Raw genomic sequence first — 13,861 nt, 5'->3', positions numbered from 1 at the left:
CCGCGCCCCGCCATGGGCCGCGGCCACTCGTGCGCCCGGGCTACGCGCGCGCCTCGGTCACTCGCGCACCGCGTAGGCCTCCACCGACCACAGCGAGTACCCGAAACGGGTCGCCCGCTTCTCCCCCTGGATGCGGACGTAGCGGGTGTCCTCGGCGTCCATCCGTACGGACTCGCGGCCGCCCGTGCCGTCCCCGACCACGGCCGCGGTCCGCCAGGTGCGGCCGTCCGGTGAGACCTGGATGCGGTAGCGGGCGGCGTGGGCGTCCTGCCAGTGCAGGACGACCTGCCCCAGGCGGGTGGGGCGCGGCAGCGGGAACTGCAGCCAGGCGCCGTCCTCGGGGCGGGAGGACCAGCGGGTGCCGGGGTCGCCGTCGGTGGCCGCCGAAGCGGGGAACGCGGCGGTCTCGTCCCCGGAGGACGTGGCCGCGGCGCCGCGCGCCAGGTCCGGGCCGCCGGTGGGCGGATAGACCCGTACGGTCAGCGTCCGTTGCCGGCCGGCGTAGCCGACGGGGATCTCGTACGAGCCGGACGGGGCGTTCCGGGGGACGTCGACCGCGATACGGACCGTGGCCGTGCCGCCGCGCGGGGCGATGACCTGCCGCGGCGCGTGCACGGTGAAGCCGTGGGGCGCCTCGACCGTCAGCTTCTCCCGCACGGCGCCGGGGCGACGGGAGAAGATGCGGGCGTCCACCGTGGCCCGGCCGCCCGTCTGCGCGTCCGACTCCGTGCGGGACAGTTCCAGACCGGCGGCCGGGGTGTCGCCGAACCACGGGGTGACGGCGTGGACGGAGGGCGCGGCGGCGGTCCCGGGCCAGGACAGCCGCACGGCGTCGGCGCGCAGCCCGGGGGTGCGGGACTCGGTCCAGCCGGTGGCGGAGAGCCGGTCCAGGCGGCGCCAGCCCTCGCCGGGGACGTGGGCCTCCAGGGAGACGGCGTCCGCCGAGCGGCCCGGCTCGGTCAGCGCGGTGACCGCGGTGAGCGGGCGGGCCCGCCCGAAGGGGACGGTCAGGGAGGTGGGGTCGGCGCCCTCGGTGGGCCGGGGGGCATCGGGGCGCACTCCGGCCCAGGCGTCGGCCTCGGTCAGCGACCGTTCGAGGAACGGCGCGAGCACGCCCTTGCCGACCGTCGCCGGGCTCTGCCGGATCTCCTTGCGCAGCCGCTGGGTGGTGCGCTGGGCGCTCCAGGCGGCGTCGCCGTCGCCCCGCGCCTGCGCCATCAGGGTCTCCACGGCCGCCTCGCCCGCCCGGCCGTAGCGGCCCAACTGCTCGGCCCAGGGCCCCACTTCGGCCGCCAGGTCCGGATTCAGGTGCCGCGACGCGGTGCTCATGGTGCGGAATGCGGCCCGCAGCGCCCCGGCCGCCTCGCCGAGGTCCGCGTCCTTGCCGGGCCGGCCGTGGTCGACGGCGGTCTTGCGGGCCTTCCAGAAGCGGTCCATGAGGGGCCGCAGATAGGCGGACTCGTCGGCTCCGAGGACGGAGGAGGCATCGTTCCCGGCGAGTGCGCGCAGCGCGGCACGGGCCTGCCGGTCGCCGCCCGCCAGGTCGTCGACGGCCGCGTCCCAGGATTCCGAGGGGCGGTAGGCGCGCGGGTTCCAGGCGTAGTCGGCGGCTGTGAAGAGCGGGATACGGGACGCCATCGGCTGTTGCATGGCGTTGGCGAGGAGCGCCGCGGAGCCGGTGGCCACCGCCGGTTCCCGGCCGGTGTAGGGGCCGAGGAAGATCCGGTCCTGCGCGTAGTCGTTGACCGGGTAGTTGTCCATGGTGACCAGCGGGCGGCCGAACACCTGGCGGGCGGTGGAGAGTTCGCCGCCGGTGATGGTGCGCGGGATCACTCCGACGCCGGTCCAGGCGATCTCGACGCGGTCGCCGAGCGCGCCGGCCAGCGCCTTGCGGTAGGCCGTGGAGCCGTTCTGGTAGTACTCGGTCGGCATCACCGACAGCGGCGCGGCGTGCGGATGGCGCTCGGCGAGATGGTCGGCGAGCGCGCCCGCGACCCTGGCCTGCGCCTTGGCGGCGGCCTCGGGGCCCGAGCCGAAGGCCTCCTCGTCCGCGTCGCAGTGCCACTCGCTGTAGCTGATGTCCTGGAACTGCAGCTGGAAGGAGCGCACCCCCAGCGCCCACATCGCGTCCACCTTGCGCCGCAGCGCCCGCAGGTCCTCCTCGGACGACATGCACATCGCCTGGCCGGGGGCGACCGCCCAGCCCAGCGTGACGTGGTTGGCGCGGGCCCGCTCGGCCAGCGCCCGGAAGTCGGCGCGCTGCCCGGCCGGGTAGGGGTCGCGCCACCGGGCCTGGCGGTAGGGGTCGTCGCCCGGCGCGTAGAGGTAGCGGTTCTGTTTGGTGCGGCCCATGAAGTCGAGCTGGGCGAGCCGCTGCGCCTGGCTCCAGGGCTGCCCGAAGAACCCCTCGGTGGTGCCCCGGACCGCCGTGCCGGGCCAGTCCCGTACGACGACCGAGGCCAGCTGCCGGCCGCCGTCCGATCCCTCGGTCACCAGCTGGCGCAGCGTCTGCGCGGCGTGGAAGAGGCCGTCCGGGCCGACGCCGTCCAGCGCGACGGTGTCGCGGCCGGAGACCTGGCCGACGGCGAGGCGGTAGCCGCCGGCGGGCAGATCCCCGCGGGCGGGTGCCTTCAGCGCCTTCAGCGCGTCCGCGGCCGACGCTCCGCCGACGTGGATCACCGGTCCGGCGGCGGGCAGCCGCTCGCCGGGCGCCACCTCGCGCACCTTCCGTATGCCCGCGTCCCGCAGCAGGACGCGCACCGCGTCCAGCGCGTAGGGGTCGGTGTCCGGCGCCGCCACCAGCGCCGCCTCGCCGCCCAGCGGCACGGCGGCGGACAGCTCCCGCATCGACTGGGGGCGCGGCCACACGGCGGGCGGAGGGCCCGCGTCCGCCGGCCGGTCCGGCCGGTCGGGGGTGCCGATGGACGGGTCCGCGGGCGCCGCCTGGGCGCTGGGTGCCCCGCCGAGCAGCCCCGAGATGACCGCGGCGGCCAGCGCGGTGGTCCCCGCCACGCGCGCGCGGGCGCCCGCGCCGTTCCCGTTTCCCCTACCGATTCTTCCGACGCCCCACACGCCCCGGACCTGCACGGCCGCTCCTCGTCCCGTCATCTGCGCGCCGGTGTGCACCGGCCCCCCTGTGTGCCACCGACGCCCGCTCAAACAGGCCTTCGGCTTGGAGCCCACCATTGTGTCGCCAAGGGTGTCAACGGGGCGGTGGGGGTCCCCCTGCTCCGCAGGAGTGCGGGGGAGGACGTCCGGTGAGGGCCGGGTCGTACCGGTTTCGCCCTCTCCGGGCGGCGGGGTCCGGGGGTCGGCCGCGGCCCCGTGCCGCAGAACTTCCGTGCCGGTGCCCGTTTTGTCGGGGCTCTCTGCGTCACTCGAACGCCCCAGCCGTGAAATCGCCTGCGGATGCGCTGTGAGCTGAGTCACGTTTAGTGTGGAAAAGCGTCTGCGATCGTATCGAGTGGGTAGGGCAGACCTGTCCCATTACCGATGAACGGGAGGCCCTCGTGGCCGCATCCGCTCAGCTTCTGCTTGATGCGCTGTCCGCCAAACCGGGCGACGCGCCGATGGAGCCCGACGTTTTCGACGGCGTCACCGACCCCGACGCGGGTCTGGACGGTTCCGGATCCCTCAGCTTCGCCGAGCCGCCGCTCACCAGCGAGCCGCCGCTCGCCGACGCCGCGCCGCTGACCAGCGAGGTCCCGATCTCCGCCGAGCTGCCGCTGACCAGCGAGCCGACGGCCACCGGCCTGGGCACGGAGTCCATGGAGGTCTGAGGACCCATGGGCCGCGCCCGGCTCGCCCGGCTGCACGGCATCGCCACGTGCTACGAACCCTCGCCGGGCACCACCCTCCACATCGGCGACGACACCCTCGTCGCCGTGCTCGCCGCCTTAGGGGTCGATGCCTCGACGCCCGACGCCGTACGCGCCGCCCTGGCCGCGTACGAGGACGGAGCGGGCCGCCGCCTGCTCCCCGGCACCGTCGTCGCCCGCCCCGGCCGGCCGCCCGACCTCGGCGGCCTGCCCGAGGGCACCGTCCTGCGGGTGGCGCCCGAGGACGGCCCGGCCACGGACGCCGGGCCCGAGGATCCGGCGGCTGCCGGCCCCCCGGCGCTGCCTCCTGACCTCCCCCTGGGGGTCCACACCCTCCATGCGCGCACCCCCGACGGCCGCACCGCCCGCGCCCGGCTGATCGTCGCCCCCGACCGGGTCCCCGCCCCGCCCGGCCGCAGCCACGGCTTCATGGTCCAGCTCTACTCCCTGCTCTCCCGCCGCTCCTGGGGCATGGGCGACCTCGGGGACCTCGCCGACCTCGCCGCCTGGTCGGGGCGCACGCTGGGCACCGGCTTCGTCCAGCTCAACCCGCTGCACGCGGCCGTCCCCGGCCCGCCCACCGACCCGTCCCCCTACCGCCCCTCCTCGCGCCGCTTCCCCGACCCGGTCCATCTGCGGATCGCGCACATCCCGGAGTACGCCCAGCTGTCCGGCGCCGCGCGCTCGCGCGCCGACGAGCTGGCCGCCCGGGCCGATGCGCTGCGCGAGGACGTCCTCGAGCGCGGCGCGCTGATCGACCGGGACGCCGTCTGGGACCTGAAGCGGGAGGCCCTGGAGCTGCTGTACGCGGTCCCGCTCTCGCCGGGCCGCCGCGCGGCCTACTGCGACTTCCTCGCCGAGCAGGGCGCGCCGCTGGAGGACCACGCCACCTGGTGCGCCCTCGCCGAGCGGCACGGCCCCGACTGGCACGCCTGGCCCGCCGAACTGCGCGACCCCCGCTCGGCGGGCACCGCCCGGCTGCGCGCCCGGCTCCTGGACCGCATCGACTTCCACTGCCGCCTCGCCTGGCTCACCGACCAGCAGCTGGCCGCCGCGCAGCACGCCGCGCGGGACGCCGGGATGGACATCGGCCTCGTCCACGACCTCGCCGTCGGCGTCCACCCCGCCGGAGCCGACACCTGGGCGCAGCGGGACGCCTTCGCCGTCGGCATGTCCATCGGCGCGCCGCCCGACGCCTTCAACGCCCGCGGCCAGGACTGGGGCCTGCCGCCCTGGCGCCCCGACGTGCTGGCCGCGTCCGGCTACGCCCCGTACCGCGATCTGCTGCGCGGCCTGCTGCGGCACGCCGGGGCGCTGCGCATCGACCACGTCATGGGCCTGTTCCGGCTGTGGTGGGTGCCGGAGGGCCGGCCGCCGACGGAGGGCGCCTACGTCCGCTACGACAGCGAGGCGATGCTGTCACTGCTGGCCCTGGAGGCGCACCGGGCGGGCGCCGCCGTGATCGGGGAGGACCTGGGGACCGTCGAGCCGGGCGTACGGGACGGGCTGGCCGAGCGGGGGGTGCTGGGCACGTCGGTGCTGTGGTTCGAGCGGGACTACCGGGAGCAGGCGGCCGCGGACGGCGGCGGTACGGGCCGGGCCCGCATCCTCACCCCCGGCGAATGGCGCGAGAGCTGTCTGGCCACCGTCACCACCCACGACCTGCCGACCACCGCCGCCCGGCTGACCGGCGAGGACGTCGCGCTGCACGAACGGCTCGGGCTGCTCGCCGGGCCGCCGGAGGACGAACGCCTCCGCGCCAGGAACGAACTCGCCGAGTGGCTGGGTGAGTTGACGCACCACGGTCTGCTGCCCGAGGGGCCGGCCGATGAGGAGGCGGCGGTCCGGGCCGTCCACCGCTTCCTGCTGCGCACCCCCGCGCGGCTGGTCGGGGTGTGGCTCCCGGACGCGGTGGGGGACCGGCGCCCGCAGAACCTCCCCGGAACGTGGGACGAGTACCCGAACTGGCGGCTGCCGATCGCGGGCCCCGACGGCCGCCCGCAGACCCTGGAAGAGCTGGCCGCATCGCCCCGGCTGCATGCGTTGATGCGGGAACTGGCACCGGTGAACGGGACGGGCCGTCGGCGCGGCGGGGGCCCGGCCCGCTGAGGGCGACGCCTGCGCCACCCCGGACGCGCGGGGCTGCGGGGCGTCCGCTACGTTGAGTTCGTGAGCAACGAGGTCAAGAAGAATGCCCTGCGCGCCGGAACCATCACGGCCGGCACCGCGCTGATGCTGCTGATGTCGTCCCCCGCGTTCGCGGTGGCCATCCCGGACGACGGTGACGACCCGGGTCCGGGCCTGAACGTGATCGAGACGCTCGGCCTCTATGTCGCCGCGCCCATCGTGCTCTTCCTGGTCATCGCCGGGCTGGTCATGGCCGGCGACAAGTCCCGCAAGCAGGCCAAGTCCGAGGGCTGACGCCCGGGGCGCCGCGGCAGGCGCCCATGACGTCTTCAGGGCGCCCACCGGTTCATCCGAACCGGTGGGCGCCCTTCGTCGTATCTGACGCCGCCCGGCCCGTCTGATGGCGTTTCCGCAGGTGAAAAAGGGGTTGCAGGGAGGTAATCGAGCTGTTTTCGGGTGGTTTGCGCGAGGGAGGTCCTTAACTGAACCAAACCTACGATGACGTAACCTACGGCTCCGTAGGTCCCCGCCTACGGTCCCGTAGGTTTCGTCGTCCCCCGGAGTTCCCCGTGACCATCGCCCCCGCCCGCCATGCCGGAGAGCGCGGCCAGGCCGCCTGGACCGACGCCCAGCTCCTCTACGCGCTCGAAGAGGTCGTGGAGAAGGAGCTCAACCGGCACCTGAAGGTCGCCAAGGAATGGATGCCGCACGAGTACGTGCCGTGGAGCGACGGCCGGAACTTCGACGGCGTGATGGGCGGCGAGGCCTGGGCCCCCGAGCAGTCCAAGGTCACCGACATCGGCCGGATCGCGCTGGTGGTCAACCTCCTGACCGAGGACAACCTCCCCAGCTACCACCACGAGATCGCCACGCTCTTCGGCCGCGACGGCGCCTGGGGCACCTGGGTGCACCGCTGGACCGCGGAGGAGGGCCGGCACGGCATCGTGATGCGCGACTACCTGCTCACCAGCCGCGCCGTCGACCCGGTCGAGCTGGAGCGCTTCCGGATGGCGCACATGTCGGAGGGCTTCGAGTCCGACAACTCGCACAGCATGCTGCACTCGGTGGCGTACGTCGCCTTCCAGGAGCTGGCCACCCGCATCTCGCACCGCAACACCGGCCACCACTCCGGCGACCCCGTCTGCGACCGGATGCTCGCCCGGATCGCCACCGACGAGAACCTCCACATGGTCTTCTACCGCAACCTGCTCGGCGCGGCCTTCGAGATGGCCCCCGACCAGACCATGTGCGCCGTACGCGACGTCGTCACCGGCTTCCGGATGCCCGGCCACGGCATGCCCGGCTTCGAGCGCGCCGCCGCCCGGATGGCCATCGGCGGGATCTACAACCTGCGCATCCACCACGACGACGTGCTGCAGCCCGTGCTGCGCTTCCTCAAGGTGCTGGAGATCGGCGGCCTCGGCCCCGCCGGGCTGCGCGCCCAGGAGGAGCTGGGGCTGTACATGGACGGCCTGGACGGACAGGCGCGGAAGTTCGACGAGCGCCAGGCGGCCATCCAGGCCCGGCGGGCCGCCAAGGCGTCCTGACCTTCCCGGACCGGCGATCGTTCAGTTGAACTGAATGAATAGGGCGGAATTATTCGCTGGACCTAATGCTTGATGGGCTGCCACGGTGGATCCCGCACACCACCGAGGGAGAGGAAACCGTGGCAGTCCTGGAGAGGGTCCGCGCCCACCGCACCGCAGCGATGCAAGAAGGCCGGCCGCCGTCCGCGCAGGGCCTGGCGCTCGCCCTGGCGGCGACCGTCATCTGGTCCGGCAACTTCGTCATCGCCCGCGCCCTGCACGACACCGTGCCGCCCGTCCAGACCGCCTTCTGGCGCTGGATCATCGCGCTGCTCGCGGTCGCCCCGCTCGCCCTGCCCCAGGTCCGCCGCCAGTGGCCGGCCATCCGCCGGCACCTCGGATTCCTGGCGCTGGCCGCGCTGCTCGGCGTCACCCTCTTCAACACCCTCATCTACCAGGCGGGGCGCAGCACTTCCGCCACCAACATGGCCATGATCGCGGCCGCCTCACCGGCCATGATCGCCCTGTTCGCCCGGGGCGGCGAGAAGCTCGGCGCACGGCGGATCGCCGGCATGGCGCTCGCCCTGGCGGGCGTGGTGACCCTGGTCGGCAAGGGCTCACCGGCCGCCGTACTGCGGCTGGACTTCGCCCCCGGGGACCTGTGGATGGTGGCCGCCACCGCCACCTTCGCCGGCTACAGCGCGCTGCTGCGCCGCCGCCCCGAGGGGATCGGCGGCCTGCCGTTCCTGTTCATGACCTTCGCCCTGGGGGCGGCGATGCTGGCCCCCGCGTACGGCGTCAGCCTCGCCCTCCAGGGCGGCTTCGAGCCCACCGCCGGGACCGTCGGCCCGCTCCTGTACATCGGGATCTTCTCCTCCGCCGTCGCCTACTTCACCTGGAACCGGGCCATCGCCCTGGTGGGTGCCACGCGCGCCGGGGTCGTCTACTACCTCCAGCCGGTCTGCGTCGCGCTGCTGTCCTTCGTGGCGCTCGGCGAGGCGGTCGGCGCCGTCCAGGCGGTCTGCATGATCCTGATCGTCGCGGGGGTCGCGCTCGGCGCCGGGAGCAGGCGCTGACCGGGTACGCATACGCTGCCCGCATGGCCGACTGGGACATCAAAAAGCTGCGTATCCTGCGCACACTCCAAGAGCTGGGCACGGTCACCGCGACCGCCGAGGCGTTGCACATGACGCCCTCGGCGGTCTCGCAGCAGCTCACCGGCCTCGCCAAGCAGCTCGGGGTCACGCTCCTGGAGGCGCACGGGCGGCGGGTGCGGCTGACCGACGCCGCGCAGCTGGTGCTGCGCCACGCGGAGGCCGTCTTCGCCCAGCTCGAGCGGGCGGACGCGGAACTCCTGGGCTACCTCCGGGGCGAGGCCGGGCAGGTGCGGGTCGGCGCGTTCTCCACGGCCGTCCCCGCGCTGGTGGTGCCCGCCGTGCAGGAGCTGCGCCGTACGCATCCGGGCCTGTCCGTGGTCGTACGGGAGGCGGAGGCCGAGGCCGCCTACGAGCTGCTCGCCGAGGGGAGCGTCGATCTCGCGCTGTCGCTGGCCGCGCACGCGCCCACCCCGCGCGACCCCAGGTTCAGCCGGGTCTCGCTGCTGGCCGATCCGCTGGACGTGGCGCTGCCGGCCGGTCATCCGCTGGCCGCCGAACCGGGGCTGCGGCTGGCGGATCTGGCGAACGAGCCCTGGATCTTCGGCAGCAGCGGCCCCTGGTCGCAGATCACCCTCACCGCGTGCGAGAGCGCCGGGTTCGTGCCCGAGCAGGCGCATGCCGCCGCGGACTGGGGGGCGATCCTGGCGATGGTCGCGGCGGGGATGGGGGTGGCGCTGGTGCCCCGGATGGCGATGGCGGGCGGGCCCGGTTCCCGCGGCGAGCGGGGCGGCACCGGCGTCGCGCTGCGGGTGCTGCACGCGGACCAGCCGCGCCGCCATGTGGTGGCGGCCGCCCGGCGGGGCTCGGAAGGGGCGCCGGGGCTCGCCCGGGTGCTGGCCGCCCTCCGCCAGGCCGCGGCCGCCCAGGCGCCGGGCGAGGCCACCCGCCACCCTTCCTGAATCCCCCGAAGCGTTCCCGCCCGGAAGCCGCGCGGCCCTTCGAAACCCCTGAACCGTTCAGTCCTGCTGAAGACAATCCTCAAGAACTTTCGATGGACCTGGGGGTTCCGGCTCTGCGACCGTGGAGCGGTCCGCGCACCCCCTCCCCACCGAAGGGCAACGATGACCGCCACCCCGGCCGCCGACTCCACCGATCCGCACGCCAACGACGCCGACCCGTACGGCGGCGGCGACCCCTACGCCGACTACCGCGGCGGGGACTTCCCCTTCACCTCGCTGGTCGACCTCGCCGACCGCCGCTTCGGTGCCGGGGTCATCGCCGCGAACGACGAGTTCTTCGCCGAGCGCGAGAACCTGCTGAAGCCGGATCCGGCGGTCTTCGACCCCGAGCACTTCGGCCACAAGGGCAAGATCATGGACGGCTGGGAGACCCGGCGCCGCCGCGGCGCCGACGGCGACCACCCCTTCCCGACCGACGACGAGCACGACTGGGCGCTGATCCGCCTCGCCGCCCCCGGCGTGATCCGCGGCGTCATCGTCGACACCGCCCACTTCCGCGGCAACTACCCCCAGCAGGTCACCGTCGAGGCGACGTCGCTGCCCGGCAGCCCCAGCCCCGACGACCTCCTGGCCGACGGTGTGAAGTGGGAGGAGCTGGTCCCGCGCACTCCCGTCCGCGGCCACGCCGCCAACGGCTTCGAGGTCACCGCCGAGCGCCGCTTCACCCACCTGCGGCTCAAGCAGCACCCCGACGGCGGCATAGCCCGCCTGAGGGTCTACGGCGAGGTCGTACCGGACCCGGAGTGGCTGGACGTGCTCGGCACCCTCGACCTGGCCTCCGTCATGCACGGCGGCACCGTCGAGGACGCCTCCGACCGCTTCTACTCCTCGCCCACTCAGATCATCCAGCCCGACCTCTCCCGCAAGATGGACGACGGCTGGGAGAACCGCCGCCGCCGGGTCAAGGGCACCAACGACTGGGTCCGCTTCCGTCTCGCCGCGCAGGGCGAGATCCGCGCCGTCGAGATCGACACCGCGTATCTGAAGGGCAACTCGGCCGGCTGGGCGGCCCTGAGCGGCTGCAACGGCGACCCCGCCGACGCGTCCTCGTGGTTCGAGATCCTGCCGAAGACGAAGCTCCAGCCGGACACCCCGCACCGCTTCAAGCTGCCCGAGACCGTCACCGCCACCCATGTACGGCTCGACGTCTTCCCCGACGGCGGCCTCGCCCGGATGCGCGTCCACGGCACCCTCACCGAAGCCGGCCGGGCCGGACTCGGCCGCCGCTTCGACGAGCTCAACGGCTGAGCCGCACCCGCTTTCGCCGGGCCCCGCGGAGGGGACGGGGCCCGGCGAACACCCTCCCCCGGGCGCCCGAGGAGCAGGGGGACCCCCGACACGCCCGGCAGACGGCAACGCAACTGGCGCCCGTCCGCCGGGCGTTCCCACGCGCGCCCCGCGCATGCGGTCTCCGCCCACCGCCGGGAAAAGACATTCCGCCGCCACGGAGAGCACCGCACGGCCGGAGCCGGCGGTCTCCGTGACGGCGGAAACCCCGATGCGGGACGATCAGGCGGCCGCGTCCGCCGCCTGCGCCTTCAGGGCCCGCTCGATGCCCGAGCGGGACTCGGTCACCAGGCGGCGCAGGGCCGGGGTCGGCGCGGCCGAGGCCAGCCAGGCGTCCGTGGCGTCCAGGGTCTCCTGGGAGACCTGGAGCGCCGGGTAGAGCCCGACCGCGATCTGCTGCGCCATCTCGTGGCTGCGCGCGTCCCACACGCTCTTCACCGCGTCGAAGTACTTCGCGGTGTAGGGCGCCAGCAGCTCCCGCTGATCGGTCTGGACGAAGCCGCCGATGACGGCCTCCTGGACGGCATTGGGGAGCGTGTCGGACTCCACCACCGAGGCCCAGGCCTCCGTCTTGGCCTCCGCCGTGGGCCGGGCCGCGCGGGCCGTGGCCGCATGCCGCTCGCCCGCCGAGGTCTTGTCCCGCTCCAGCTCCGCCGCGATGGCCTTGTCGTCCGCGCGCCCGGTGGCCGCCAGCCGCTGCAGCAGCGACCACCGCAGCTCGGTGTCCACCGCCAGCCCCGCCACCGTGTCGGTGCCGTCCAGCAGGCCCTCCAGCAGGCCGAGCTGGTCGCTCGTACGGGCCGAGGCGGCGAACGCGCGGGCCCAGGCCAGCTGGTGGTCGCTGCCGGGCGCGGCGGACTTCAGCTGCTCCAGGGCGAACTCGGTCCAGCTCGCCAGGCCCGTCTCGCGCCAGGCGGGGGCCGCGTACAGGTCCAGCGCCAGCTTCACCTGACGGTGCAGCGACTGGACGACGCCGATGTCCGACTCCTTGCCGATGCCGGACATCACCAGCGCCAGATAGTCGCGGGTGGGCAGTTCGGCGTCCCGCGTCATGTCCCATGCCGACGCCCACGACAGCGCGCGCGGCAGCGACTCGGTGAAGTCGCCGAGGTGCTCGGTGACGACCCGCAGCGACTCCTCGTCCAGGCGGACCTTGGCGTACGACAGGTCGTCGTCGTTGAGGAGGACGACGGCCGGCCGCGCCGCGCCCACCAACTGCGGCACCTCGGTCAGCTCACCGTCGACGTCCAGCTCGATCCGGCTGGTGCGGACGAGCTTGCCGTCCTCGAGGTCGTAGCAGCCGATCGCGATCCGGTGCGGCCGCAGTACGGGCTCGCCCTTCGCGCCGGCCGGCAGCGCCGGGGCCTCCTGCCGCACCGCGAACGAGGTGACGGCACCGTCGGCAGCCACCTCGATCTCCGGCCGCAGGATGTTGATCCCCGCCGTCTCCAGCCACTTCTTCGACCAGGTCTTCAGGTCGCGGCCGGAGGTCTTCTCCAGCGCGCCCAGCAGGTCGCTCAGCCGGGTGTTGCCGTACGCATGCGCCTTGAAATAGGCCTGCACGCCCTGGAAGAACTCGTCCATGCCGACGTACGCCACCAGCTGCTTGAGGACCGAGGCCCCCTTGGCGTACGTGATGCCGTCGAAGTTGACCAGTACGTCGTCGAGGTCGCGGATCTCGGCCATGATCGGGTGGGTGGACGGCAGCTGGTCCTGCCGGTACGCCCAGGTCTTCATGGAGTTGGCGAACGTCGTCCACGAGTGCGGCCACTTCGAGCCCGGCGCATAGGCCTGGCAGGCGATCGAGGTGTAGGTGGCGAACGACTCGTTCAGCCACAGGTCGTTCCACCACTCCATGGTGACCAGGTCGCCGAACCACATGTGCGCCAGCTCGTGCAGGATCGTCTCCGCCCGCACCTCGTACGCCGCGTCCGTCACCTTCGAGCGGAAGACGTACTGGTCGCGGATGGTCACCGCGCCCGCGTTCTCCATCGCGCCGGCGTTGAACTCCGGCACGAAGAGCTGGTCGTACTTCGCGAACGGGTAGGCGTAGTCGAACTTCTCCTGGAACCACGCGAAGCCCTGCCGGGTGACCTCGAAGATCGCCTCCGCATCCAGGTGCTCGGCCAGCGACGGACGGCAGTAGATGCCCAGCGGCACCGACCGCCCGTCCTCCTCGTACGTGCTGTGCACGCTGTGGTACGGCCCGGCGATCAGCGCCGTGATGTACGTGGAGATCCGCGGCGTCGGCTCGAAGCGCCACACGGTCCCGTCGGCGCCGCCCGGCTCCGGCGTCGGCGAGTTGGAGATCACCGTCCACCCCACGGGCGCCTTCACGGTGAACTGGAACGTCGCCTTCAGATCGGGCTGCTCGAACGAGGCGAACACCCGGCGCGCGTCCGGCACCTCGAACTGCGTGTAGAGATAGGCCTGCTGGTCCACCGGGTCGACGAACCGGTGCAGCCCCTCGCCGGTGTTGGTGTACGCGCACTCCGCCGTGACCGTCAGTTCGTTACGGCCGGCCCGCAGTCCCGCCAGCGCGATCCGCGAGTCCTTGAACACCTCGGCCGCATCGAGCGCTTCGCCGTTGAGCACGACCTCGTGCACGGCGGGCGCCACCAGATCGATGAACGTCTCCGCGCCCGCCTCGGCCGCCTCGAAGCGCACCGTCGTCACGGACCGGTACGTGCCTCCCTCTTGCGCACCGGAGAGGTCGAGATCGATCTCGTACGCCTCCACGCTCAGCAGCTGCGCCCGCTGCTGCGCCTCGTCGCGGGTCAGATTCGTGCCAGGCACCCGGCCATCTCCTTCGCATTCGTCATCGCATCGGACTCTTCGGCCATCCTTCCACGCTCACCTGGAGGGATGAGGGGTGGTATTTGAGGTGGCGGCCCCATGGCCACCCGGCACGGGCCGACCGCCGAGGCGTGGCGACATCTCCCGTGGCGCTGCGCCGGCATCCGGCGCTGCCCGGCAGTGGCCGATCG

The 13,861-nt window shown here is 73.7% G+C and carries 9 protein-coding genes; 7 read left to right on the top strand and 2 right to left on the bottom strand.

Features of this window, described 5'->3' with window-relative positions:
• Positions 1–57: 57 nt before the first annotated feature.
• Positions 58–3,012, bottom strand: a complete 2,955-nt coding sequence (locus ACIGWZ_RS06645; protein ID WP_400061493.1) for a beta-N-acetylglucosaminidase domain-containing protein — start codon at positions 3,010–3,012, stop codon at positions 58–60.
• A 497-nt stretch (positions 3,013–3,509) separates the two neighbouring features.
• On the opposite strand from ACIGWZ_RS06645, the gene ACIGWZ_RS06640 reads away from it, so the two are divergent.
• From ACIGWZ_RS06640 to alc, 7 genes are all read left to right on the top strand, one after another.
• Entirely contained in the window at positions 3,510–3,779 is a 270-nt protein-coding gene (locus ACIGWZ_RS06640; protein ID WP_400061491.1) for a hypothetical protein, read from the top strand.
• Between the two features lie 6 nt (positions 3,780–3,785).
• Positions 3,786–5,927: a 4-alpha-glucanotransferase gene (malQ, locus tag ACIGWZ_RS06635; RefSeq protein WP_400061490.1), complete on the top strand. Its 2,142-nt coding sequence runs from the start codon at positions 3,786–3,788 to the stop codon at positions 5,925–5,927.
• 60 nt (positions 5,928–5,987) lie between these two features.
• Entirely contained in the window at positions 5,988–6,239 is a 252-nt protein-coding gene (locus tag ACIGWZ_RS06630) for a hypothetical protein (protein ID WP_400061488.1), read from the top strand.
• A 275-nt stretch (positions 6,240–6,514) separates the two neighbouring features.
• Complete coding sequence (locus ACIGWZ_RS06625; RefSeq protein WP_400061486.1) at positions 6,515–7,492, top strand: acyl-ACP desaturase; 978 nt, start codon at positions 6,515–6,517, stop codon at positions 7,490–7,492.
• A 119-nt stretch (positions 7,493–7,611) separates the two neighbouring features.
• The gene (locus ACIGWZ_RS06620) at positions 7,612–8,547 is read left to right on the top strand and encodes a DMT family transporter (protein ID WP_400061484.1); all 936 of its coding nucleotides are present in this window, start codon (positions 7,612–7,614) and stop codon (positions 8,545–8,547) included.
• 23 nt (positions 8,548–8,570) lie between these two features.
• Positions 8,571–9,527: a LysR family transcriptional regulator gene (locus ACIGWZ_RS06615; protein ID WP_400061482.1), complete on the top strand. Its 957-nt coding sequence runs from the start codon at positions 8,571–8,573 to the stop codon at positions 9,525–9,527.
• Between the two features lie 162 nt (positions 9,528–9,689).
• Positions 9,690–10,835, top strand: coding sequence for an allantoicase (alc, locus tag ACIGWZ_RS06610; RefSeq protein WP_400061480.1), 1,146 nt, complete (start codon positions 9,690–9,692; stop codon positions 10,833–10,835).
• A gap of 261 nt (positions 10,836–11,096) precedes the next feature.
• Here alc and pepN read toward each other — a convergent pair whose 3' ends face one another.
• Complete coding sequence (gene pepN / locus ACIGWZ_RS06605) at positions 11,097–13,670, bottom strand: aminopeptidase N (RefSeq protein ID WP_400061479.1); 2,574 nt, start codon at positions 13,668–13,670, stop codon at positions 11,097–11,099.
• Positions 13,671–13,861 lie beyond the last annotated feature (191 nt).

Origin of the sequence: Streptomyces sp. NPDC053427 (assembly GCF_044544985.1) — a bacterium.
Lineage (GTDB): Bacteria > Actinomycetota > Actinomycetes > Streptomycetales > Streptomycetaceae > Streptomyces.
This window is presented reverse-complemented; position numbering and strand designations above follow the sequence as displayed.